Origin of the sequence: Rahnella contaminans (assembly GCF_011065485.1) — a bacterium.
Taxonomy (GTDB): domain Bacteria; phylum Pseudomonadota; class Gammaproteobacteria; order Enterobacterales; family Enterobacteriaceae; genus Rahnella; species Rahnella contaminans.
Window position 1 is genome coordinate 494,855 of the sequence record NZ_JAADJS010000003.1, and the last position, 23,319, is coordinate 518,173.

Consider the following 23,319-nt stretch of genomic DNA (forward strand, 5'->3'; position numbering starts at 1 on the left):
TATCAGAATAATCCAGAAACCGGTTTCCCGAACATTGGGGAAAAATTGCGCGCCTGCTCCGGTGTTTTTGACGTTACAGATACTGTTCAATTTCAATCACTTTAATTCCTTTGCTTTTCGCCAGCCCGATGCAATCGGCGGTATCCTCTCCGCCAGAAAATGCCAGCATAATATCCGGGCGGCTGTCTTCTAACATGAAAATATTCCGGCGGATTTCTGCATATTTACCGTGCGCCGCCCAGTTGGCGGGATAGCGCACGATATGAACGCCCGCATCCCGCGCCCAGCGCTCGATTGCGCCGCCGGAGGACTGATGCCCGCCGTGGATCAGTACATGGATATTTTGCGATTGCGAATATAAATCCAGCACCCGCGTTAGTGTACTGATACCCGCATAAAAACGGCCTGAACAAATAAGCACTCTCATAAAACTTTCCTGTTGTTTTTATTATGGGATTTACACGTCTGCGTTATTTTCAACCCTGGCCCGTAATTCATCTCCGCGCCGGTCAATAACCGGATAAGCCACGGCGGCAATATGATGATGTACGCGCCGGTAATCGCGTAACACACGCTGGAAAATATCGCCGGATTCCGCCCACGCATTTTTATCATCGCGCAGCTTTTTAAAATGCTCACGGCTGGCGGTGGCTTCAATCTGGCGAATCACCTCTTTTCGCGCCACCAGCTGATGCGCGGCGCCGTGGTCTTCGCCCAGAAATGCGGTCACGGCCAGACGCTGGCTGGTGAGGATTTCCGTATGCAGCAGCGCAATATTGTTGCGCTCAAACTCACTGAACGTCTCGCCGCGCCGCGTCCTGCGGGCAGCCAGTTCCGCCAGGCTGCTGGAGAGAATGTCACCCGCATGTTCGACGTTAATTACAAACATCAAAATTTCCTGAGCACGGTCGGCATCGGCGTCGCTCAGTCCGTCGTGCGCCAGATCGGCCAGATACGCCCGGATCGCCGCACTCAGCATATCCAGAGAGTGATCCAGCTGACGTATTTCCGTGCGGCTGCCCTTCTCCGGGGTCTGAAACAGTACCTGCAACCGGTCGAGCATTATGTTGAGCATGTCGGCTGCGCGCAGGGATTCACGCACGGAATTGGATAAACCGATGTACGCGATATCCAGCCCGGTTTCGTCAAGGTACACGGGCATACCCGGATCACCGGCACGCGCCTCTTCCGGGAAAAGCCGCTCAAGCAGGCGGGCGACCGGCGCGGTCAGGCCGATAAATACCAGCGCCAGCACGGCGCTGAACGCGGTATGAAACCACACCACCAGCTGCGGCAGGGGCAGCGCTAAGTGGTCTGCAAGGCGCGCCAGCAGAGGCATTAGGGCCAGTGCTGCCACGCAACCGGCGCAGCGGATCAGCAGATTGCCCACGGGCAGACGGCGGGCGACGGCTTTGCCGGCATTCAGCACCGGCGGCAGCGCACCACCGATGTTCGCGCCGAGCACCAACACCATGGCGGTTACCGGCGTCATGACGCCCGTCGCTGCCAGAGAGGCGATCAGCAAAATCACCGCCACGCTCGAATGGCAAACTAACGTGAGGATCACCGCCACGGACAGCGCGATCAGCGTATCGCCCTGTAACCCGGACATCACGGCGCGGAATACCGGCGTGGATTCGATGTGTCCGAGCGTTGCGCCCAGCAGGCTCAGCGCCAGCAGCATCAGCCCGAGGCCAATCATCGCGCAACCGGCGCTTTCAAAGCCGGTATGGTCGCGCATTTTAAAGACGATAAATCCGCTCAGCATCAGCAACGGCACCGCGATCGCGGTGTTGAAACTCATCAGCTGAACCACCAGCGTCGAACCGACGTTGGCACCGAGCATCACGGCCAGTGCAGGCGCGAGGCTCAGCGTTCCGGCGGCGGTAAACGAGGTGGCCATCAGGCTGACCGCGGTGCTGCTTTGCAACAGGCAGGTAATGCCCGCGCCGGACAGCAACGCCATCCCGCGATGTTTAAGATGACGCCCCATCCAGTGGCGTAACGGTGTCCCGAATCCGCGTTGCAGCGCGGAGGAAATCATGTGGGAACCCCACAGCAGCAGGGCAATTGCGCCTGCCAGGTTGATCAGTAAGGTGGTGCCAGATTGGGTTGTTGCAAACATAATCGCTCCCCTTTTTCAGGGTTGTCATTGTGAAGCGTGGTGCTATTTTCAGTCTTAAAACGGTGCCGCAAAACGCTGCGGCACCGGTCAGGTTTTAATGAAAAATCAGGACATCAGAACCACTGTTTAAAACGACGGATGTAGAACGTTTTCATGCCCTGTGCGACGCAGCAGTAGGCCAGCAGCGTACCGGCCAGCCACGGGAAGTATTGCCACGGCAGCGCCTGTAACCCGACGATCGGCCCCAGCGGAGAGAACGGCACGTAGATACCCACGGCCATCACCAGCCCGGTCATCAGCATCACCGGCCACGCCGCCGTGCTCTGGATGAACGGGATTTTCTGGGTACGCAGCATATGCACCACCAGCGTCTGGGACAGCAGCCCTTCCACAAACCAGCCGGACTGGAACAGCGTCTGCATATGTTCACTGTTGGCGCTGAACACGTACCACATCAGGGCAAACGTCGTCATGTCGAAAATGGACGATGTCGGGCCAATCCACACCATGAAACGGCCAATGTTTTTGGCATCCCATTTACGCGGTTTTTTCAGGAACTCCTTGTCAATTTTGTCCCACGGCAGCGCCAGCTGGGAGATGTCGTACATCAGGTTTTGCAGCAACAGCTGAATCGCCAGCATCGGCAGGAACGGGATAAACGCACTGGCAACCAGGACGGAAAACACGTTGCCGAAGTTGGAACTGGCGGTCATGTTCAGGTATTTCATGATATTCCCGAACGTCTCGCGCCCTTTCAGCACGCCCTCTTCCAGCACCATCAGGCTTTTTTCCAGCAGGATAATATCGGCAGATTCTTTGGCAATATCCGTACCGCTGTCGACGGAAATCCCGACGTCCGCGTCACGCAATGCCGGTGCATCGTTGATACCGTCACCGAGGAATCCGACCGTGTGGCCGTTGGCCTGCAACGCTTTCAGCACCCGCGATTTTTGCAGCGGCGTCAGTTTTGCAAACACCGTGCGCTCTTCCACCAGCTCACGCAGCGTGGCGTCATCGAGGCGTTCAATCTGCGGCCCGAGCAGCGGTTCACCCGGTTCTAATCCCACCTGATGACAGATGCGGCTGGTCACGACGGCGTTATCACCGGTCAGCACTTTTACGCCCACGCCGATATCACGCAGCGCCGCAATGGCCGGGCCGGCAGATTCTTTCGGCGGATCAAGGAAGGTCAGGAACCCCTGCAGGATCAGGTCGTGCTCATCGGTTGTGCCGTACTGTTTTTTCGCCTCACTTTTGCGGATGTCGCGGGTCGCCACCACCAGCACGCGGAACCCTTCCTGGTTGTAGTCATTCGCCAGCGCCAGCAGTGCCTCACGGCGTGCCGGAGTCAGTTCCACCACCGCGCCGTTTTCCTGCATGTGGGTGGAAATACTCAGCATCTCTTCTACCGCACCTTTACAGATCAGCAGATGATTTTCCTTCGCATCCTTCACCACAATCGACAGACGGCGGCGGACGAAATCGAACGGCATTTCATCCACTTTGCTGTAACCCTGAGGCCGCGTGAATGGTGAAACGCCATTCTCGGAGAAGTGCAGAACCGCCTGGTCCATCAGGTTTTTGATGCCGCTCTGGTGATAACTGTTCAGCCACGCCAGCGCCAGCACGGATTCGTCTTTTGCTCCTTTTGTGTCGATGTGGTGCTCAAGAATGATTTTGTCCTGCGTCAGCGTGCCGGTTTTATCGGTACACAGAATGTCCATCGCGCCGAGGTTCTGAATGGCGTTCAGACGTTTGACGACCACTTTGCGTTTTGCCATCGCCATCGCGCCCTTCGCCAGATTGGCGCTGACGATCATTGGCAGCATTTCCGGCGTCAGCCCGACGGCGACCGCGACAGCAAACAGCAGCGCGTCCCACCATTCGCCTTTCATGATGCCGTTGATCAGGAAGACCACCGGTACCATCACCAGCATGAAGCGGATCAGTAGCCCGCTGACGCTGTTCACGCCGCGATCAAACGCCGTCTGCACGCGGGTGCCGACAATGGCTTTCGCCAGCGAGCCAAAATACGTTCTTGCCCCGGTCGCCACGACAACGGCCTGCGCCGTGCCGCTGACTACGTTGGTGCCCATGAAACAAATGTTGGGAATATCCAGCAGGTTTTCATTTTCCGCACTCACGTCGCTGGCCGATTTTTGCGCCACGTCGCCCAGCGTGTCGTACTTTTCAACCGGCAACGCTTCACCGGTCAGCACGGCCTGGCTGATGAACAGATCCCGCGATTCAATCAGACGGACATCCGCCGGGATCATATCGCCCGCATAAAGCTGCACGATGTCGCCGACGACCAGTTCGCGCATCGGGATTTCACGCAGCGAACCGGCTTTTCCCATGCGGTCACGGCGCAGCACCGTGGCCGTGGTTCTGACCATGGCTTTCAGCGCTTCAGCCGATTTCGCCGAGCGATATTCCTGCCAGAAACGGACAAGCCCGCTCAGCACCACCATCGTGCCGATGATGTAAACCCCGGTAAGATCGGTTTCTTCTCCGGCGCGCAGCGGGAACCAGAAATCGGTGAAGAAGCTGATGACGGCCAGCACAGCTAACACATAGATGAACGGGTTGTTAAAGGCTTTCACCATCTGAATCAACGCGTGAGGCGGCTTGTCGTGGGCGACTTCGTTGTAACCTTCTTTCTCCAGACGTGTGGCGGCACTGGCTTCCGTCAGGCCGTCGCGTGTGGCGTTAACATTAATCAGCGTAACCGCGACGCCGTTTTTCGCTTCCTGCGCGGCACGCATGGAGAGCGTCTGTTGTTTCTTTTTTTCTTGTGTGGTGTTGTTTTGTACAGTCATGGTGGTGCTCCTGTCGCGCAACAATAGGGGCGTAATATCTGTAAGCCTTATTTCAGGCCGCAGAATATTGCCCGTATCGTCGAAACGATCGGTATTTTCATTTATTTTATGCAGGGCTGTTCGCTGTTTATTTTAAGATAAACAGAACAAGCCTTATTGTGTGTCTATTATTTCTGCTTCAGGTTTCGCCGGGCGGAATTATTCTCTGAAATAATTTAGTCGAACCCGTTCAACGGAATTAAATCAGCGATATTCCTGCCGGGAAACGATCAGGCAGTAATAAGGACGAGATCCAGCGCGGGATAAACCACGGGCTAAATCAGGCGGGGGAAAACCGACTTTGAGGTTCTTCGCTGTCAGCCATGATGCAACGCTGTTCGAGCTGGCCGGTCACAGGACTGACGCGCCAGGTGGTCACGCGAAGATTCATGTTACTGATTTTAGAAGAAAAAATTGAATGCGAGTCTTTGCCACGCGCAGACAGAACCCTGTCTCGGGACGGACGGACGCGCAGAAGTGATGTCAGGGTTTTGACATCGGGATAAAGGATTGATTTGAAGTTCATAACACACCCCGGGACCGTAAACACTCAGGTTGAGGTGAGGTAACACAAGAGCATCAGGCTCTGGCGAGGCGCACCCAAACGATGAAATGATCACAGTCGATTTCATGTTTAATATTCCGAAGCGCCGGTTCAGCGTCATTCGGGAAGCTACTAGATACAGTGTCCATTAGTCTCTTATGTTAAGTGAGGAAAGGCCGCAACTTCCGGCAGGTGCAATTTACGCATGCTGTATATTATTGTCAACCCGTAAACCGCTATTAAAAGTGTTCGTTTATATTTGGGCGAGGTTACGGCGAAATATAAACGAACATCAACAACCTTATTATTTCGTCGATGGCAGACTTTCTGCCAGCCTGCGGCTGATCGGTTCGAACTCCGGCGTTGCGCGGCGTTTCAGATTGTCTGGTTTATTTTGTTCAATCGCCTGCCAGTATGACCACGGGACTTTGCCTTTACCCAGTTCGTAATCCATCGCGTCCCAGCTGTCTTCGCGAAAACTGTAAAACGCCCAGTGCGCCTGATTTTTATCGAGCACGGAAAGAACGTCATTCAGATACTGACGGCAATCGTTCAGCATCCTCACGCAACCAAACTCACCGGCGACCATGCGGCTGGCAGAAATGCCCCGCTGTTTAGCCCAGTCGAAAGGTTGCTGAAGATAATCCGCCACGCGTTTTGCATCCCATCTTTCAGGCTTCCCGCTGAAAGGAACGTCGCCCGGATACGTAAAAGGCCGGTCGCGTTTGAGATTGGGTCCGCTGGTGGCTTCATAGGGTTCATACATGTGGAAACTGTACAGCACGCGCGCATCTTTGAGTGGTCCCGGCCAGTAACCGAAACTGTCGGCGGCAGCGTACCAGCCGCTGTCCACCATCACCGGTGTGACCGGATCCACCTCGCGAATGGCCTGAATCAGCAGGGTATAAAACGCCGGTAAATCACGCGCGGTGCCCTGATGCTGCTGATACCAGCGCTGCATATCGGCCTGTGACGCATGTTCCTTCACCCCGCCATTTTTCTCCGGGGCAGGTTCGTTGATGAGATTATAGGCCGCTACGCCGGGCGTATCTTTCAGCGCCCTGGCAAGGTCACGCCAGAAATCCGCGCTCTGCTGCCAGTATTTTTTATCCTGCCAAAGCCGTCCGTCAAATTTGTTGCCGTTGTTCTGCGACCAGCGCATCCCCGGCAGCGACAGCGGCGTGATCACCACTTTCAGCCCGGCGGCGTGTGCACGTTTGAGCGCAGTTTTCAACGTGGCCAGATCTTCCGGCACCAGCCCCTGATAATGGTCGGCGTCTCCCAGCAGGAAATCACGCTGTGCGGGTTTCCATTTGTCGTAAGACAGGCGCACCCAGCTTGCGCCATAGCCCCGCAACGCCGAAAAATACGCGTCGTCCGGCGGCAGGCGGTTGAAACTGTTGCCGCCATATTCAGGCGTATTCCAGAAAGCGATTTCATCGGCGGCGCGGGCTGGGGTTGAAACCAGGATGCTGAGCAACAAGGCGGCTAAGGACAGTTTTGCAGGTTTAATTTTCAGGGTCATAAATTCCGTTTCATCAGTCAGTTTTTTGATCCGTAGTGACGTCATCATCTACGTGAATGCGACACACTAGCGAAATCATGGCAAAACCGCATGCTCCCTCACCGGAAATTTGAACGGGCGCACGGAGTGAAACGAAAAATGCCGGTCAGCGCAAACTGACCGGCGGCATATTCAGGCATTAATTCCGGTATTTATCAGAATGAATATTGAATCCCTAAACGGAAACGCGTCTGACGTTCATCGGTGGTTTTTCTGACAGAAACATCACCGACCTGAACATACGGCGTCCAGTTTTTATTGATATTGTAAGCGACCTTCAGATCCTGCTCATAATCCCATTTATCGTTGTCATATAAAATCTGGTCGCTGTGCTTATAAATATAGTTATATTCAAATCGCCAGCCGGCAAGACGATATCCCAGCCAGATTTCACCGCGATTGGTTTTACGGTCTTCGGTATTTTCTTTGGTATAACGGGTATATTCGTAACGATAGCGCGCATTAAAGTAAATGCCGCTGTCGAAGGTATATCCGGCAGTTAAAAACGGTTTGTAGATGCTGCTGTCAGAGCTGGATTCGAGCGTAAATCCCGGTTGCAGGAAGAACGCTGGCGTCACTTTATACTGATAGCTGATGGTGCTTTCAGTGCCGTTATCCACCAGATTATTAAAGGGTTTGTTCGGATTGTCACCGCCGGATTTCCACTTGGCTTCCAGTGAGAAACCGAAGCCATTGGCGAACCGGTGTGAGACTAACGCCCTGTCTTTATGTTGTTTACTGTCATCGAGCCATTCATGGCGAAGGTCGATCGTCACGGCCTGGCTGCTGGCGCTGGCCAGCAGCAGACCGCAGATCAGCAGTCTGTTATTTTTCATTTTTAAAGTCCCAGAGATATTGAGTTTTTTATTTTATAAGTAATGCTTGTTATTCATTACGCCGCTTTATTTTTGTTTCAAAAAGTCAGCGTAATTAAATCCGCCGTCAGAAAAACGGGTAACCGGATCCGGCAGCCTGAGAGAAATAAACTCTCCCGGCGTAATTTCTTTACTCAGCGTATTCACGCTTTTGTTATTCAGATAAAAATAATTACTCTCATCGATATTACCGCTGACAGAATCGTCATATTTGCCCGGCCTGGTGCGCACCGATATGTTGTCTTTGAATACGCCCTGCTTATCCGCGGTGGTGTACGGCGACGGACGGAACAGGAAATTGAAGCGTTTGTTGTCCACTGCGCGGTTGCCTTCCACGTAAAGCGCGCCGGGGTTGAAGTTGTCGGTGAAGCCGTCCATTCCGTTTTCCACCGCCACGCTGTTCAGCACGCGGTGCGCCACCGGCAGGCCTTCTCCGCCGAGCTTAAATCCGTTACTGCCGTTGTGAACCGACAAGCTGTTTTCGATCGTGACGCTGCCGTTCGGGCCGTCCTCGATTTTATTGAACAGGTCGAATCCGTCATCCACGTTGTCATGTGAATAGCAGTTCACCAGCCGGTTGCCCTCGCCCACGCGCATTTTCACTGCAAAACCGTCGGCATTTTTACGCCCCGGATCCTGATTTCCCCAGGATTCAGAATTGCTGATGAGGTTATGGCTGGCCCACAACGCCCGGCCAATACCGTCCGGCGAAGCCACCCAGATGCCGGTATCGTCGGCATGATGGGCTTTAACGCGGTCAATATGATTATGACTTCCGGCAATATGAAAACTTTTCTGCGTGACCGTAATGCCCTGCACGTTCCAGAAACTGGCCTCGAGTTTTAATCCGTTAAACACCGCATTTTCGCCCAGCGGACGCAGCGTTTTCTGTTTTGCCAGAGTGCCGCTGGCGGTGGCCGGGATCACACTGGCCGGATAGTCACCGTCCGCCAGCCACAGGGTTCCGCCTGGCGCTAACAGATTCACCGCGCTGGCGAAATCCAGCGGATGCGCCTGCGAACCGTCGTTTTCAGCCGTTCCCTGCGGCGAGACATAAAGTGCATCAGGATTGCTGACCAGCGCCATACGAACCGCAAATTCCTGCGTCAGCGGTTTTCCGTTTTCCGGCGTAAACGTCACTTTCAGTGTGGTGGAAGGCTGCCCTGCGTGGAACGGCACGACAACCACTTTGCCGCCCTGAACGGTTTTCTGCCGTAACAGCGGTTTATTCGCTTCATCTATCTGCAATAGTCCGTCGCTGTTGGTGCGCAGCTGAAATACGCTGTCGCGGCGCGCGACGACCGGCGAGGACATGAATTCAATGCGCGGTTTCAGTGACGGTGTCACGTAAGCCGCCGAAGGCAAGGAATGCGCTTCGCTGAGTGTCAGCTTAGCGTGACTGACCGTGATCCTGGCATTGCGAGAAGCGAAGAAACCGACGTAATACCCGGTTTTATCGAGCTGCGTGACCCGGTCTGCGCCTTCAACGGATTTTACCGTCCACTGGTCGCTGCCCTGTGGCGCATAGGCGACATCAAAACCGCTGTCCGTTCGCGTCAGCCGCAGTGAGAAATGTGCGGGCGTGGTCAGCGGATGGTATTCCTCGCGCACAATGCCGATCCCGGTATTTCCCCACGGCTGTTTGACGCCCTGCCGTGCAATCAGTACCACGACCGGCGGTTTATCGCCCACTGCCATCACGCTGTTCATCACCATATTTGAGGCTGCCGGTAACTCCTCAATGCCCGGTTTGGTGACGGGCTCGCGCGGTGCGCCGAGAATGTCGCGCACCAGTAATCCCGCACCTTCCTGACCCGCCGGTTTTGCACCGTTTTCCGGGCCAAACTGATCGAGCGTGATATCGGCTTCCAGCTGGAAATTCGACTCGGCGGGCAGACGCGTATAAAAATAGGTCAGGCCGTCGTGGCTGTTCCCCACTTTTCCGCCGCGACTTTCCAGCGTGAACGGCGTGGTCAGCGGAACACCCGTTTCGGGAACGGGCTTGTTATCCGCCAGACGCACTTCGTTCATGCCGATTTTTTCCGGCAATACGTTGGTGGCGAAATTGACGTCTGTGGACTGACCAAAAGTGATGCTGTGCCAGCGCAGATTTCCCGGTTCAGGCAATGCGGCGGCTACGCTGTGTGCGCTGATCCCGAAGGAGAGCGCGACCACAGCCAGTTTGTATTCCCACATAGATTTTCTCATCCTTAAAAAATACGGGGTTGCTGGCCGGTTATCCCGGCCAGCCGGTGAGTTCAAAATACAGGGTGACGCTGAGATTACGGCTGTTGCGTGGTGCCGGTCAGCGGTTTAGGCACGTCCACACTGACGGCGGGCGTGTTGAAGATTTTGCGGCACACAGCGCTGTTGCCCCAGCATTCCTCATACGGATGGCCGATCAGATCTTCCATGACCGCACGTGCGTCTGGCTTGATATGGCCGATGGCGCCACCCGCTTTGATACGCGCCACTTCGCCGAGCACCACCAGATGCGTTTTACGGTTCAGTTTCATTTGTTTACTGAACACCATCGCCATCAGCGCAAGGCCAATTACGCCAATGCAGAACACCAGCGCAATCGCCATCACCGCGCTTTCGGGCTGGGTATGTGATTTGGACTGGAAGCCGTAGAAGCTCAGGATGGCGCCCATCACAAACACAATCACCGAGCGCATCAGCTTGCCGGAGAAGGTCATCGCACCCGCGTAGATCCCTTCGCGACGACGGCCGGTAAAGGCTTCATCCACATCGGCCAGGAAGGTGTATACCGTCCACGGAATGTAGTAAACGCCGCCGGTGCCGATACCGAAAATCACGGTAATGGTCAGCATCGCCACGGTTGCGTACTGCTGCGGCAGGTGCAGGAAATGCAGCAGGCTGTAGCAAAGGACGGAGAACACCACAATTCCCAGCGCCAGAATATAAGGCTTGCTGAAACCGTGTTTCACACAGATACCAATGAAAATCGCGGTAGAGAACAGTTGCAGTATAGAGTTCAGGCTGCTCAGCCCGGCGACCATGGCCGGGTCATATTGCAGCACGAAAATGATGAAGTAGGTAAAGACCGACGCGAACAGCCATTCCGCACCAAATCCGCACAGATACATGCCCAGATGTTTACGGAATACGCGCAGGTGGAACGTCGATTTCATATCACGCACCAGCGTCAGCATGGTTTTGCCGAGGCTCATTTTGGTGTCGTCAACCGGCGTAGTCTCTTCCACCGGGCGTTCCCAGGAAGACAAATACAGCAGGCCGATGGCAACGAACAGGATCACCCCATACGTCAGCGCCGTGAAGAAGAATGGCTGCGCGGAGTCTTTGCCGTAAATCAGGATGAACTGGCCGGGAATGAAAGCCGCAAGGAAGTTTGCCACTTTACCGAAAATCGCCTTGTAGCCGGTCAGTTTCGAACGGGCTGAAAAGTCGGTGGTCATTTCAGTGGCGAGCGTTTCATACGGTACCATGACCGAGGTATAAATCAGCTCGAACAGCACGTACGTAGACAGGTAATACCAGAATCCGAAGCCTTCGACCCACAGGAGCGGATAGAACATCATCAGCGGTACGCCGAGCAAAATGAAGAAACGGCGGCGGCCAAAGCGTTTGCCGAGGCGCGTTTTACCAAAGTTATCCGAGAGGTAACCCATCAGCGGGTTACTGATGGCGTCAATAATGCTGGCAACCGAGAAGATGGCTGAAGCCTGAAGCAGCGTCAGGCCGCAAAAGGTGGTGTAGAAATAAAGCAGCCAGATCCCGGCAATCGCCAGTGCCCCGCTGCCCAGCAGATTTCCACCGCCATACGCCAGCTGATGTTTAAATAAAATGGGTTTTTCTGTGTTCATGTGTCGTTCCGCCAGAGAGTTTATAAATATGAACCGCTGTTTCGTTTTTATAGAGATAGCGTTTTATATAGGCGGAATGAATGAATTGATGTGAATCAGTTCACATTTGAAAGCGCGGCGGGTGATTTGTCAGGCAATTTTGCGATACGTGTAACATTCCCGTCCATCAAAACATCACAATTCGCGAGAACGTTCATTTTGCATTAGTTTGGAGTGGAATGGTTTGCTGACTATTATTAATTAAAATCAGGCTGTTAACTGGTGAAAAATCTGAGGATTTCTTTTCACCTTAAAGTGAAAGGTCATGCATGAAAGGAATAAAACAGGCCAGTCCCTGGCCATATTGCCTGCTACAGCGGGTCATTCTGATTCATAAATCGCCTGGAAAATCAGGCTTTCAGCAGTGACGCTGTGCTTTCACCGAGTTCATCCAGCAAGGTATAGCGTTTACGGTATTCAGAACGTTTTTTGCTCGGGAGTTCTTCCATGGTTTTGCGGGGCAGTTCGAGCGGAACGTCATATAACGCGGATGAATACACCGTCGCGCTGATGGAATCCCAGAATTCGTTATAGCTGGCGACAAACACATTTTTCTTCCGGTGACGATAACGCAGGCTGCGGAAAACATGTCCGGTATCGCTGACGGCAAGAATGCGTTTCACACCGGTAATTTCTGCAATGCGTTGCAGGCTTTCGAGTAACAGACGTTTTGGAAACAGTCCGTAGCAGGATTTGGTCGCCTGTTTAATCACTTCATGCGGCGTTGAACGGTGCGCGCCCTGGAAACCTCCTACTACGATCGTCGGCCCTTCCGGGCGTTGCACCACACTGAACGTCAGTGCCGCAAGGCGGGTTTCATTCATGTACAGGAACATGTTGGCTTCACCTTCACGTTCTGATTTGCCGATGGAACCCAGCACAACACGGAAATTTTCGCCGTCTTTGCCTGTAAATTGCGTGACGGTGTAACCGCCAACGCTCAGCAAAGCATTTTTTAGCGTCGTATTGCTGAGGCTTTTAACAAATTCGTAGTGATCGACCAGCGCATCCGCACGCCCGGCGGACGGCAAACCGAGATACAGATAGGGCTTGTGAATTTTGTTGGGCAATTTTGTCTGTACGCTCAGCGCTTCCTGCCAGACCGGCTCTGCGGCCATCTTGTCGAGCACCTTCAATGTATCCAGCGGGTGCAACAAGGTTCGTACGGCGTATTTCACGCGAAACATACGGTTTTTCCACAACGCATCCGGGGTCCGCGCGCCACTCAGCAGATCCATAAACAGACTGAATCCACTGGTTTTTTTAATGTTTTTTCCAGCGGAGTAACTTCCACTGAGGGATTCTGTTTCGTTAAGGGGTGAGTGTTCCATGATTGATTTCCGGTGCCTGAAATAATCACGGTATCACCTGATTTTTAAACAATTTTACAACGTGGATTTAAAGAAGACCGGGGGTTTGGGAATATGTGCTGACCGTTTAGCTGCGGTTTACTTTACGCTTTCTTTACACAGCAACCCGCTTTTTCTGCACATTCATCGGTTAGGAAACATGACGCGATTAATCCGTCAGTTCAGCCGGTCAGTGCTGTGGACGTTTCCCCACTCGCACATCATGTCTAAAACCGGGATCAGCGACTGGCCTCTTTCAGAAAGGCTGTATTCCACTTTGGGCGGAATTTGTGGATATTCCTTTCTGATGATCAAACCGTCGCTCTCCAGCTCTTTCAGTGTGAGGCTGAGCGTTCTGAATGAGATTCTGCCCAGACGGCGTTTTAGCTCATTGAAACGCACCACAGGCGTATCCCCGGTCAGCGAGTAAAGGATGATCATTTTATATTTCCCGCTGACCAGCGAAAGCGTGTAAGCGAACCCCGTTTCTTCCTGAAGCTCGCAGGAAATAGCGACCGCTTCTTCATTCATTACGCTATCCTTTTGTATAGTACCTATCATAAGTGACAGTATTGTACTTTAAATTAAAGCTCCCTATGATGCAAACATCAAGCAGACGCTGAAATACTTCATCGAATAAAGGGAGATATTATTTGAAAACGCTCATTGTGGTTATTCATCCAAATCTGAATGAATCTGTTATCAATAAACGATGGTTCCAGGAATTAACGCAATACCCCGATCTCTATACAGTCCATAATCTTTATCAGGCTTATCCTGACGGGATTATTGATGTCCAAAAAGAACAGCAGTTAATTGAGCAGCACGGCAGTCTTGTTCTGCAATTTCCGCTGTACTGGTTTAACAGCCCGCCGCTGCTGAAACAATGGCTCGATGAAGTCTTCACCTATGGCTGGGCGTACGGGTCCACCAGCGGGCACAAGCTCAGAAACCGTAAGTTTTCTCTGGCCGTGAGCGCCGGTATTAAGGAAGAGGATTTTGCGCCTGAAGGACGTTATCAGCATTCGTTAAAAGAAATACTTTTGCCTTTCGAAATGACGGCCAGATATGTGGAGGCAAATTATCATCCCTTCTATGCTTTTTACGGCGCAGAGTATGAAGTATCGCCAGAGGAATTAGAGAATAGTGCAAAAGGTTATCGTGATTATCTTCAGTCTTTAGCATCAGTTTTATAAATTCAACCCGGCAAATGCCGGGTTTTTATTTGCGGAATAATAAGTCGCCGCCGCGCGACTTATTATCCATAAATTAAAAGTTTTCCACAAATTCAAATGCCAGACGCAGCTGTTCTGCATTCGGATTTCCCGGCAACAGATGAATAGATTCTCCAGCCTGCAAGGTGCGTTCAAGCAGCCGTGAGATCTGTGCTTCGTCAAGAATATCCACCTGCAACTGCGCCAGACTGACAGGCAGGTCCAGCACGCGGTACAGCGCCTTCAGCTGTTGTACGACTTCCGGCTGATTGAGCAGCGCGCTCTGCACCAGGATGCCGTAAGCCACTTTGGTACCGTGCAGGAAAGCATCAGTCTGTGGCAGCGCCGTCAGGCCGTTATGCACTGAGTGTGCGGCAGCAATGCGGGTATATCTGTCACCTAATCCCCCAACCAGCCCGCCACCGGCAATGATTGCGTCCAGAACGTTGAGGAAGGATTGCGTCAGCTGATTGTCGTCCTGCGCTTGCAAAGCCGCTTCACTTTCGTTGAGCAGAACGTCACGGATCGTCAGCGCCGTGTTCAGGCCGAGCCGCACCGTTAAAGGCAGAATTTCCGGTTGCGGGCTGAGCACCACCGCTTCATACCATTTCGCCAGCGTATCGCCGATACCGGCCAGCAGATATTCTTTTGGCGCACGCAGAATAATGCGCGGTTCCACCAGCACCAGATGGTTAGCGTCGTTGAAAATTTCATAGCGCAATGCCTGCCCTTCATCGTTGTACCAAACGGAAAGCGGCGTCCAGGCAGCACAGGTGGCGGCGATAGTAGGAATGGCAACAACCGGTAATCCGAGGCGACGGGCCACGACTTTCGCGGTATCCAGCACCGCGCCGCCGCCGATCCCAATCACGACCTGACGGTCTTCCCCGCCAATAGCCGCGATGCGCCGGACTTCTGTTTCGCTGCAATGGGTGCTGAACAACACACGCTTCGCCTGCGATGCGCTGAAGGCTTCGGGCAGATAGTCCTGCGCTGCCGCCAGTGCGCGTTCGCCGTAAATCCACAGCGCGTTATCCAGTTGTTGCGGCGAGTAAAACTGCGTCAGACGATCAATCGCACCGGGAAAAGAAAAGTAGTTTGCGGGGCCGGTAACCACGCGGATATCAGTATCACTCATGGGGAAATCCTTAAATTAGAAGCTGTTAACATCCTACGCCCGGACATCCGGATGGCTAATAATCTTTGGCATTAACTTATGCCTTTTAGTTCGTTGCCAATCACTACCCTGTCATCAAAACTCGGACAATCAATTCATTAACGTATTCTAAAAGTCTCCCCAAAGGCCTGCATGAATTGTCTTCCCGTTTGAATGATGATTAACCACACACAGGGTAATTGAAATGAAACTGTTCTCCTCTTCATTGCTGGCATTAAGTTTGTTGTCGGTCTTTCCTTCTTTTGCGGCAGACACCGCCGCGATACCAAAAGCCATTGCCGATCATAAAGGGCCGGTGCGCATTGCGGTGATCCGCAATCTGGGCTCGGACGATAACACTACGCAATTTGTCTCCGGTGCGATCCAGGAAGGCCGCAAGTTAGGTTTTCAGGTCAGCACGTTTCTGAGTAACGGCGATGACGCCAAATTCCAGGATTTCGTCAATCAGGCCATCAGCCAGAAATATGACGGCATTATTTTGTCTCAGGGACGCGATCCGTACTCCACCGAATTGCTCAAACGCATTACCGCCAGCGGCATCGCAGTGTCGGTTTTTGATACCGCCGTCAGCGGTGACATTCCCGGCGTAACCGTGACGCAGCAGGATGATGCGTCGTTAACCGAAATGTCCGTGGGCCAGCTGGTGAAGGATTTCAACGGCAAAGCCAATATCGTCAAACTGTGGGTCGCCGGTTTCCCGCCAATGGAACGTCGTCAGGATGCTTATAAAAAGCTGCTGAAATCCCAGCCGGGAATTCATGAACTCGAATCCGTCGGCGCGGTGTCTTCGGACGTTCAGGGCGATACGGCCAACAAAATTGGCGCGATTCTGGCTAAGTACCCGAAAGGCAAAATTGACGCCATCTGGGGGACGTGGGATGCGTTCAGTCAGGGCGCGTATAAAGCCTTGCAGGAAAATGGCCGCACGGAAATCAAACTCTACAGCATTGACATTTCCAATCAGGATATCGGCCTGATGCGTGAGGCAAACAGCCCGTGGAAACTGAGTGCGGCGGTCGATCCGAAACTGATCGGCGCGATTAACCTGCGTCTGGTTGCCAATAAAATTGCCGGCGAGAAAACGCCTGCCACCTATGATTTCAAAGCTTCTGCCATTCCGCAGGCATTGCTGACCAGCAATCCGGACGCCGTCAACGTCGCGTCGCTGGCGAAAGTCATTCCGGGCTGGGGTAAATCGGATGATTTCATCGCCCCGTGGTTCGCCACCCTCGAAGCCAAAAATAAGAAATAAGGCCGGAATATGACAACTCAATCTCTTCCGCAACCGGAATACAGCCGCAACATGCGGCTGATCGGGCACAGTGACCAGGGTGGAAAACCTGACGGCGTGCAGGTAATGGTTCACCGTGGTTATGCCTATATCGGCCATATGGTGTCGCAGGGTTTTTCTATCGTGGATGTCCGCGACCCGAAAAATCCGCGCCCTGCCGGTTTCGTCGCGGCACCGCCGGGCACCTGGAACGTACATTTACAGGCACACGACGATTTACTGCTGGTGATCAACGCCCGCGACTTGTTTGCCGACGTGCGTTTCGCCGATGAAAAAGTGTATTACACCCGTTCCGTCAGCGAGACGGTCAAAGGCACTCAGCAGCGCGGCTGGAGCGCCGGTGTGCGGATTTTTGATATTTCGACGCCCGATCAGCCAAAAGAGATAGGATTTCTCGGGCTTGAAGGCATCGGCGTTCACCGCATCTGGTATGTCGGCGGGCGCTGGGCTTACGTTTCAGCACTGATCGACGGTTACAGTGATTACATTTTCCTGACTATCGATCTGGCTGACCCGCGTCACCCGCAGGTGGCCGGACGCTGGTGGTTACCGGGGATGCATACTGCGGGCGGTGAAACGCCGGACTGGGCGGAAGGCAAACGCTACGCGCTGCATCACGCGATCATCAGCGGGGATACGGCCTATGCCAGCTGGCGCGACGGCGGCCTGACGCTGCTGGATATCAAAGACCGGGCTGCACCGCAGCTGATTTCACACCGTAACTGGAGTCCGCCATTTGGTGGCGGTACGCACACCGCGCTGCCGTTGCCGGACCGGGATTTGCTGATCGTGCTCGATGAAGCGGTGCTGGATAATCAGGAAGACGGTGAGAAGCTGATCTGGGTATTCGACGTGCGCGAGCCGTCCTGTCCGGTGAGTATTTCCACATTTCCGCAGCCGGATGAGCGGGATTATGTCAGCAAAGGCGCGCATTTTGGCCCGCACAACCTGCATGAGAACCGGCCGGGCAGCTTTGTCAGCTCGACACTGATTTTCGCCACTTACCAGAATGCCGGTGTGCGCGCGTATGACATCACCAATCCGTATCAGCCGAAAGAGACCGCTGCGCTGGTGCCGGCGGCTCCGGCCAAAATGATGGATACCCGCCCCGGCAGGCCGCAGGTCATCCAGTCCTGCGACGTGTTTGTCGATGCGCAGGGCATCATCTACAGCACCGACTACAACGGTGGCCTGTCCATCATTGAGTATCTCGGTTAATGCTGCGCCGCGTCTGAATCTGCCAGTTTAAGACGCGGCGATTTTCTTTTCCGCCACCTTCTTCCCCGGGCTGAGTACCAGCCATACCGCCAGACAAATGAGCACACCGCCCGCAAAGAACCCTTCCGACAGCGTTTCATTGAGCAACAGATAGCCCCACAAAATACCAAACGGCGGGATCAGAAACGTCACGGTCATGCTGCGCAGCGGGCCGATATCGGCAATCAGGCGGAAATACAAAATATACGCCCAGGCCGTACAGACGAAACCGACCGCCAGCACGCACAGCCAGACCACCGGTTGCGCCCAGCTGACCGGCGCACCGGTCGCGGAGGTGTACACAAAGAACGGCAGCAGGAACAGCGTTGCGCCCAGCTGACTGCCGGTCGCTACCAGTTTCGGATCCAGCCCGCCGCGCTCGGAAATCCAGCGGCGCGTCAGGAACCCGGCCACCGCATAACAGCTGGTCGCTATCAGACAGGCGATCACGCCCGCCAGCAGCGACGACACGGACTGCGCCGTGCCGGTGGCGGTCAGCAGCGTAATGCCGAATAACCCCAGCAGCACGCCGAGCGCCTTTTTGAGCGTCACGCTTTCATGGAAAAACAACCCGCCCACGACCACCCCCATCAGTGGCGTCGTGGCATTGAGAATGGCCGAATACCCGGCGGGCAGCCAGCGCGCGGCCAGGCAGTACATCAGAAACGGCAGCCCGGAGTTGATCACGCCGAGCAGCAACGCACTGCGGAATTTCCCCTGATATTCCCGTGGTGTGCGTAGCACCGCCAGAATCACCAAAAGCCCGACAAACCCGAACAGCACCCGTAAAAACGCGGTATTGATCGCCCCGAACGCCGGAGACGCCACACGCATAAACAAAAAGCTCCCGCCCCAGATAGCCGCCAGCAACAATAAACGGCAATAATCGCCACTTTTCATTCATTTCTCCTTTTAGATATGGGGTGATGTAGTTTTTTATTGCACCCTGATTCCCGTATTTGTTACGGGCGACCTGAATTATGTCAATGAGTGTAGCGAATGTGTTAACGGCCCATCCCTCTTTTTCTTGCTTTCTAATTCCGCATAAGGTGCTTTGCTACAGCAAGACCTTTCCCGCGCCGCCTCCAGATACACAGACGCCGCTTTCCTGCCGCACTTCCTGCCTAAAACCGCTCTTTTTGATCCTCCGCAGATCTATAACCGGCGCAAAGGTGTGTGATAGGTTTAATACTTATCATCTATCTTTCGCTGCGCCTTGCAGCGCCTTTGTGGTGTCCGGGACAGAATAAATGAGCCAGAGTAAATCGGGTGCGTCAGAACATCCGCAGGGAGATTCCGCGGTTAACTCAGGAATTTCCGTTATTGCTTTATTGGTTGCAGCCGCTTTCTTCATGGAGTTTATCGACGGTACGGTGATTGCCACCGCGCTACCGCAAATGGCCCTGTCGTTCGGCGTTTCGGCGGTGGATCTGAATGCAGGGATGAGCGCGTATATGCTGACGCTGGCGGTGCTGATCCCGGCCAGTGGCTGGGCGGCGGAGCGCTTCGGGGCGCGCAACGTGTTCACCTTTGCGCTGGGCGTGTTTACGCTGGCTTCCCTGTTTTGTGCGCTGGCGACTAACGTCAGTGAATTTATCATTCTGCGTATTATACAGGGAATTGGCGGGGCCCTGATGGTGCCGGTCGGGCGTCTGACGGTGCTGAAAACCACGCCGAAACCACAGCTGATTAAAGCCATCGCCACCCTCACCTGGCCTGCGCTGGTCGCGCCAATCCTCGGGCCGCCGCTCGGCGGTTTTATCACCCACTATGCTTCCTGGCACTGGATTTTCTACATCAACGTTCCGCTGGGAATTATCGCGATGATGCTTGCGTGGCGTCTTTTCCCGCAGGAAAAACCTGACCAGCCGAAGCACTTCGATAAACCGGGTTTTCTGCTGACCGGCATGGCGATGCTCTCGCTGGTGACGGGGCTTGAACTGATCAGTCAGGACCACATTTTATGGATCACCGCTATTGCGCTGCTGGTGGTGGGCGTTGTGCTGTCTGTTCTGGCGTTACGGCATCTGCAACATGACCCCGCGCCGATGGTACATCTGGGTTCGCTGGCGATCCCGACGTTTCGCATCAGCATGGGCGGCGGTTCGCTGTTTCGTGTGACGATCAGTGCCGTGCCTTTCCTGCTGCCGCTGATGTTGCAGGTGGGTTTCGGGATGGATCCTTTCCATGCCGGGCTGCTGGTTCTGGCGGTTTTTGCCGGGAATCTGGCGATGAAACCGGCGACTACGCCGCTGATCCGCCGTTTCGGATTCCGGCCTGTGCTGGTGGTGAACGGATTACTGAGCGTTTTCTCGCTGCTGTTTTGTGCATTTCTGACGCCGGGAACCCCCGACTGGCTGGTGATGTTGCTGCTGTTTCTCGGTGGCCTCAGCCGTTCGATGCAGTTTACCGGCATCAGCACGCTGGCATTTTCTGATGTTCCGGCCAGACAAATGGCCGATGCCAATACGCTGTTCAGCACGGTTTTGCAGCTTTCCGTCGGGCTGGGCATTACCGTCGGCGCGCTCGGTACGCGGCTCGGCGAACAGCTGATCGCTGCGATGCACTGGGATTCAATTCCCGGCCTGAGTTTTAAAGTCGCGTTCGTGGTGATTGCAATCCTCACACTCATTGGCTGGCTGGATATATTGCGGCTTAAACCTGACGCCGGTGTCGCGGTGTCCGGCAAAAAGTGAATGATGACGCTATGATTACCCGGGCTATTTAACTTCTTTTGGAGAGACCGATGTTCACAGGATTAAGCGCTTTTCCTCTTACGCCGCTTTCGGTAAACGGCATTGACGAGAACTCTTTTGTCCGGCTGATTAACCGGCTGGTCAGCGCAGGCGTGGATTCCATTGGTGCGCTGGGTTCGACGGGCAGTTACGCCTATCTGACCCGCGAAGAGCGCGCCCGCGTTGCGCGTCTGGCGGTTGAAAATGCGGGTGATGTGCCGGTGATGGTCAGTATCGGTTCTGTGCGGACCTCTGATGTGTTACGTCTGGCTGAAGATGCCCAGCAGGCGGGCGTGAAGTCGGTATTACTGGCACCGGTGTCGTACCAGAAACTCACCGAAGAGGAAGTGTTTACGCTGTATGAAACGGTGTCCCGTAACCTGTCGGTGCCATTGTGCGTTTACGATAATCCGAATACGACTCACTTTGAGTTCTCCGACGAGTTGTATGTACGCGTCGCGCAATTACCGCACGTTGCCAGCATCAAAATCCCCAACCTTTCGCCGGATCCGGTCGCAACCCGCCAGCGTCTGGATGCGCTGCGCGCCTTACTGCCGGCACATATCGCACTGGGCGCTGCGGGAGATCTGGCCGCAGCAACCGTGCTGACACAGGGCGGCGACGTCTGGTATTCAGTTATTGGCGGTTTGTTCCCGGAAATTCCGGTCGCCATTGCCCGCGCGGCGAAAAGTGGGAATGCGGAGCGCGCTCAGGCGTTATCGGCGCAGCTTGAGCCGTTATGGGTGTTATTCAGAAAACACGGCAGTGTCCGCGTCGTGGCCGCCGCCGCCGAATTACTGGGCATGGTTTCTGCGCCCTGCCTGCCGTTACCGCTAAAGTCTCTGGGCGGCGATGATCGTCAGCGTCTGGCGGCCGTACTCGAACAACTGGGTTTGCAGGCCTGATTTTGATGGCGGGCGTTTGTCCCGCCGTTATTCCCTTCTCTGTTCCCACGGCATAAACAGCCACCCTTTTTGTTGCTTATTCCCCCGTTTGATTTCGCTTAAATCCCCTAAAGTGTCAGCATCATGAACCTTTTCTGCCTGTTTTCTTCCGCAGCGCAAAACCAATAAAGGCTTTTCAGGCGTGGCAAAATCATTTTTACGCAGTGGCAGTCTCAACGACATCCTTGCGCTGGGCGAAAACGGGCAACCGGTTTACGCCTCAGCCCTGCAATTACGGGAAACCTTACGTCTGCGTAAACAACCCGCAATTGCCGATTGTCTGGCTATTCCGCAACTCAATGAAGCCGGTGACCGGCTTGACTGGTATTCACCGCGCGAAGGCAAAGTCGTGTCGTGGGCAGCGGCCACCGATGCGGCCCGCGCCTCCGCGCTGCGCCAGCTCGAAAACTGTCTGGATGCCGTGGCGCAAATCAGCAAAACGGCGAAAGCCTCTGAAAAATCCGCGAATCAGTTTTTCGGCTCCCTGCTGGAAAAGGCGTTTCGTTTCCCGGATCAGAACCACGTTTATCTGGTGGGCGGCCAGCCGGTACTGACGTTCTGGGGCTTTGTCAGTCTGGATAACACTCATAACGCCGACCCGTTTGCCGCTTTGCGTAATACGCTGAAAGCCGAAGAACCGCTGCCGACGCTGTCGCTCGCCGCCGAAAAACCGCGCGTGCAGGAACCGGTCATCGAACTGCCTCCGGCACCGCGCGTGATCAAAACTATTGAAGCCCGCGCCGCCGAACAGGAAAACGCAACACCTGAACCGGTCACTGCGCCGCGCCGTAAAAAATCACCGCTGATCTGGGCATTGCCGGTCGCGGCGCTGGTCTTCGCCGGTTCTGCTGCCGCCTGGTTGTATTCACGCGCACCTGAGCCAAAAGTGGAAACCGCCAAAACCGAAGCGCCAAAACCGGCGGCTGAACCGGTCGCGATTGCGCCACCACCGGTCGCAACGGAATTGAAAGCGCCGGAACCGGAGGTTGCGAAACCGGCTCCGGCCGCCCTGCCGGTGGCTCAGGCTGCGGTGGTTGTTCCTGCGCCTGAACCGGTGGCAGAAGCCGAGAAGAACCCGGTCGTTGCTGAGCCAGCGCCTGCACCGGTCAGCAAAAACTCGCTGGTGCTGCCAGCGGACGCCGTAAAAATCGGTTCAACCAAATTCCTCAACGGTAACTGGACCGCCATCGTCGATATTAAAGATCCGGTGACAGGCAAACCGCCGGTGCTGCGTTATCAGATTAAACAAGGTCAGGGAACGGTGAAAATCACCTACGGCGCGGGTGTGACTTGTCACGCTGAGACGGGCGCGGGCCTGATGCAGTCGGGCAAGCTGGTGATCAACAGCCGCTACAGAGCGAAATGCAGCGACGGTTCCCGTTATCAGATGCCGGAAATCAGCTGTACTCAGGGCGCCACGGGCGCGGCGGTGTGTCAGGGGCGTTACAACGGTGACACGGTTTACCCAATTACCATGAAGCGCGAAGGTAAATAACAGC

The 23,319-nt window shown here is 54.5% G+C and carries 18 protein-coding genes; 6 read left to right on the forward strand and 12 right to left on the reverse strand.

What is annotated here, in order from left to right; translation table 11 throughout:
• Positions 1 to 73: 73 nt before the first annotated feature.
• The 10 genes from GW579_RS16930 to GW579_RS16975 all read right to left on the reverse strand — a co-directional run bounded on the left by GW579_RS16930 (position 74) and on the right by GW579_RS16975 (position 13,733).
• The gene (locus GW579_RS16930) at positions 74 to 427 is read right to left on the reverse strand and encodes an SLOG family protein (RefSeq protein WP_152323920.1); all 354 of its coding nucleotides are present in this window, start codon (positions 425 to 427) and stop codon (positions 74 to 76) included.
• A 30-nt stretch (positions 428 to 457) separates the two neighbouring features.
• Entirely contained in the window at positions 458 to 2,125 is a 1,668-nt protein-coding gene (locus GW579_RS16935) for a Na/Pi cotransporter family protein (protein WP_165060415.1), read from the reverse strand.
• 113 nt (positions 2,126 to 2,238) lie between these two features.
• Complete coding sequence (gene mgtA / locus GW579_RS16940) at positions 2,239 to 4,944, reverse strand: magnesium-translocating P-type ATPase (RefSeq protein WP_165060418.1); 2,706 nt, start codon at positions 4,942 to 4,944, stop codon at positions 2,239 to 2,241.
• Positions 4,945 to 5,263: 319 nt separating this feature from the next.
• Positions 5,264 to 5,509 carry a hypothetical protein gene (locus tag GW579_RS16945; RefSeq protein ID WP_152323923.1) on the reverse strand — a complete coding sequence of 82 codons (246 nt, stop codon included), beginning with the start codon at positions 5,507 to 5,509 and terminating at the stop codon, positions 5,264 to 5,266.
• A gap of 322 nt (positions 5,510 to 5,831) precedes the next feature.
• Complete coding sequence (locus GW579_RS16950) at positions 5,832 to 7,052, reverse strand: glycoside hydrolase family 5 protein (protein WP_165060421.1); 1,221 nt, start codon at positions 7,050 to 7,052, stop codon at positions 5,832 to 5,834.
• A 194-nt stretch (positions 7,053 to 7,246) separates the two neighbouring features.
• Positions 7,247 to 7,927, reverse strand: a complete 681-nt coding sequence (locus tag GW579_RS16955; RefSeq protein ID WP_165060424.1) for an oligogalacturonate-specific porin KdgM family protein — start codon at positions 7,925 to 7,927, stop codon at positions 7,247 to 7,249.
• 66 nt (positions 7,928 to 7,993) lie between these two features.
• The gene (locus GW579_RS16960) at positions 7,994 to 10,162 is read right to left on the reverse strand and encodes a right-handed parallel beta-helix repeat-containing protein (protein ID WP_165060427.1); all 2,169 of its coding nucleotides are present in this window, start codon (positions 10,160 to 10,162) and stop codon (positions 7,994 to 7,996) included.
• Between the two features lie 86 nt (positions 10,163 to 10,248).
• On the reverse strand, positions 10,249 to 11,814 hold the full coding sequence (locus GW579_RS16965; RefSeq protein ID WP_152323927.1) for an MFS transporter: 1,566 nt from the start codon (positions 11,812 to 11,814) through the stop codon (positions 10,249 to 10,251).
• Positions 11,815 to 12,203: 389 nt separating this feature from the next.
• Positions 12,204 to 13,184 (reverse strand): VirK/YbjX family protein, encoded by a 981-nt coding sequence (locus GW579_RS16970; protein WP_165060429.1) that lies wholly within the window; start codon positions 13,182 to 13,184, stop codon positions 12,204 to 12,206.
• A gap of 195 nt (positions 13,185 to 13,379) precedes the next feature.
• Positions 13,380 to 13,733 (reverse strand): winged helix-turn-helix transcriptional regulator, encoded by a 354-nt coding sequence (locus GW579_RS16975; RefSeq protein ID WP_152323929.1) that lies wholly within the window; start codon positions 13,731 to 13,733, stop codon positions 13,380 to 13,382.
• Between the two features lie 122 nt (positions 13,734 to 13,855).
• Here GW579_RS16975 and GW579_RS16980 point away from each other — a divergent pair, with 122 nt between their 5' ends.
• Positions 13,856 to 14,398, forward strand: a complete 543-nt coding sequence (locus GW579_RS16980; RefSeq protein WP_165060432.1) for an NAD(P)H-dependent oxidoreductase — start codon at positions 13,856 to 13,858, stop codon at positions 14,396 to 14,398.
• 73 nt (positions 14,399 to 14,471) lie between these two features.
• On the opposite strand, the gene GW579_RS16985 is transcribed toward GW579_RS16980, so the two are convergent.
• A complete protein-coding gene (locus GW579_RS16985; protein WP_165060435.1) occupies positions 14,472 to 15,554 on the reverse strand; it encodes an oxidoreductase in 1,083 nt (360 codons plus the stop codon).
• A gap of 223 nt (positions 15,555 to 15,777) precedes the next feature.
• Between GW579_RS16985 and GW579_RS16990 the strand changes: the two genes are divergently transcribed.
• Both GW579_RS16990 and GW579_RS16995 read left to right on the forward strand, forming a co-directional pair.
• Positions 15,778 to 16,845, forward strand: a complete 1,068-nt coding sequence (locus GW579_RS16990; protein WP_165060438.1) for a sugar ABC transporter substrate-binding protein — start codon at positions 15,778 to 15,780, stop codon at positions 16,843 to 16,845.
• A 9-nt stretch (positions 16,846 to 16,854) separates the two neighbouring features.
• A complete protein-coding gene (locus tag GW579_RS16995; RefSeq protein WP_165060441.1) occupies positions 16,855 to 18,102 on the forward strand; it encodes an LVIVD repeat-containing protein in 1,248 nt (415 codons plus the stop codon).
• Between the two features lie 27 nt (positions 18,103 to 18,129).
• On the opposite strand, the gene GW579_RS17000 is transcribed toward GW579_RS16995, so the two are convergent.
• Entirely contained in the window at positions 18,130 to 19,041 is a 912-nt protein-coding gene (locus GW579_RS17000; protein ID WP_152323934.1) for a DMT family transporter, read from the reverse strand.
• Positions 19,042 to 19,391: 350 nt separating this feature from the next.
• Here GW579_RS17000 and GW579_RS17005 point away from each other — a divergent pair, with 350 nt between their 5' ends.
• The 3 genes from GW579_RS17005 (at position 19,392) to GW579_RS17015 (ending at position 23,315) form a co-directional block, all read left to right on the forward strand.
• Positions 19,392 to 20,837 carry a DHA2 family efflux MFS transporter permease subunit gene (locus GW579_RS17005; protein WP_165060444.1) on the forward strand — a complete coding sequence of 482 codons (1,446 nt, stop codon included), beginning with the start codon at positions 19,392 to 19,394 and terminating at the stop codon, positions 20,835 to 20,837.
• A gap of 50 nt (positions 20,838 to 20,887) precedes the next feature.
• Entirely contained in the window at positions 20,888 to 21,781 is an 894-nt protein-coding gene (locus GW579_RS17010) for a dihydrodipicolinate synthase family protein (protein ID WP_165060447.1), read from the forward strand.
• Positions 21,782 to 21,962: 181 nt separating this feature from the next.
• The gene (locus GW579_RS17015) at positions 21,963 to 23,315 is read left to right on the forward strand and encodes an SrfA family protein (RefSeq protein WP_152323937.1); all 1,353 of its coding nucleotides are present in this window, start codon (positions 21,963 to 21,965) and stop codon (positions 23,313 to 23,315) included.
• The last annotated feature ends 4 nt before the right edge of the window (positions 23,316 to 23,319 follow it).

Bases quoted from the DNA above. Each gene is read 5' to 3' on its own strand.
- GW579_RS16930 (WP_152323920.1), bottom strand. From the start codon at position 427: ATGAGAGTGCTTATTTGTTCAGGCCGTTTTTATGCGGGTATCAGTACA.
- GW579_RS16935 (WP_165060415.1), bottom strand. From the start codon at position 2,125: ATGTTTGCAACAACCCAATCTGGCACCACCTTACTGATCAACCTGGCA.
- mgtA (WP_165060418.1), bottom strand. From the start codon at position 4,944: ATGACTGTACAAAACAACACCACACAAGAAAAAAAGAAACAACAGACG.
- GW579_RS16945 (WP_152323923.1), bottom strand. From the start codon at position 5,509: ATGAACTTCAAATCAATCCTTTATCCCGATGTCAAAACCCTGACATCA.
- GW579_RS16950 (WP_165060421.1), bottom strand. From the start codon at position 7,052: ATGACCCTGAAAATTAAACCTGCAAAACTGTCCTTAGCCGCCTTGTTG.
- GW579_RS16955 (WP_165060424.1), bottom strand. From the start codon at position 7,927: ATGAAAAATAACAGACTGCTGATCTGCGGTCTGCTGCTGGCCAGCGCC.
- GW579_RS16960 (WP_165060427.1), bottom strand. From the start codon at position 10,162: ATGTGGGAATACAAACTGGCTGTGGTCGCGCTCTCCTTCGGGATCAGC.
- GW579_RS16965 (WP_152323927.1), bottom strand. From the start codon at position 11,814: ATGAACACAGAAAAACCCATTTTATTTAAACATCAGCTGGCGTATGGC.
- GW579_RS16970 (WP_165060429.1), bottom strand. From the start codon at position 13,184: ATGGAACACTCACCCCTTAACGAAACAGAATCCCTCAGTGGAAGTTAC.
- GW579_RS16975 (WP_152323929.1), bottom strand. From the start codon at position 13,733: ATGAATGAAGAAGCGGTCGCTATTTCCTGCGAGCTTCAGGAAGAAACG.
- GW579_RS16985 (WP_165060435.1), bottom strand. From the start codon at position 15,554: ATGAGTGATACTGATATCCGCGTGGTTACCGGCCCCGCAAACTACTTT.
- GW579_RS16990 (WP_165060438.1), top strand. From the start codon at position 15,778: ATGAAACTGTTCTCCTCTTCATTGCTGGCATTAAGTTTGTTGTCGGTC.
- GW579_RS16995 (WP_165060441.1), top strand. From the start codon at position 16,855: ATGACAACTCAATCTCTTCCGCAACCGGAATACAGCCGCAACATGCGG.
- GW579_RS17000 (WP_152323934.1), bottom strand. From the start codon at position 19,041: ATGAAAAGTGGCGATTATTGCCGTTTATTGTTGCTGGCGGCTATCTGG.
- GW579_RS17005 (WP_165060444.1), top strand. From the start codon at position 19,392: ATGAGCCAGAGTAAATCGGGTGCGTCAGAACATCCGCAGGGAGATTCC.
- GW579_RS17010 (WP_165060447.1), top strand. From the start codon at position 20,888: ATGTTCACAGGATTAAGCGCTTTTCCTCTTACGCCGCTTTCGGTAAAC.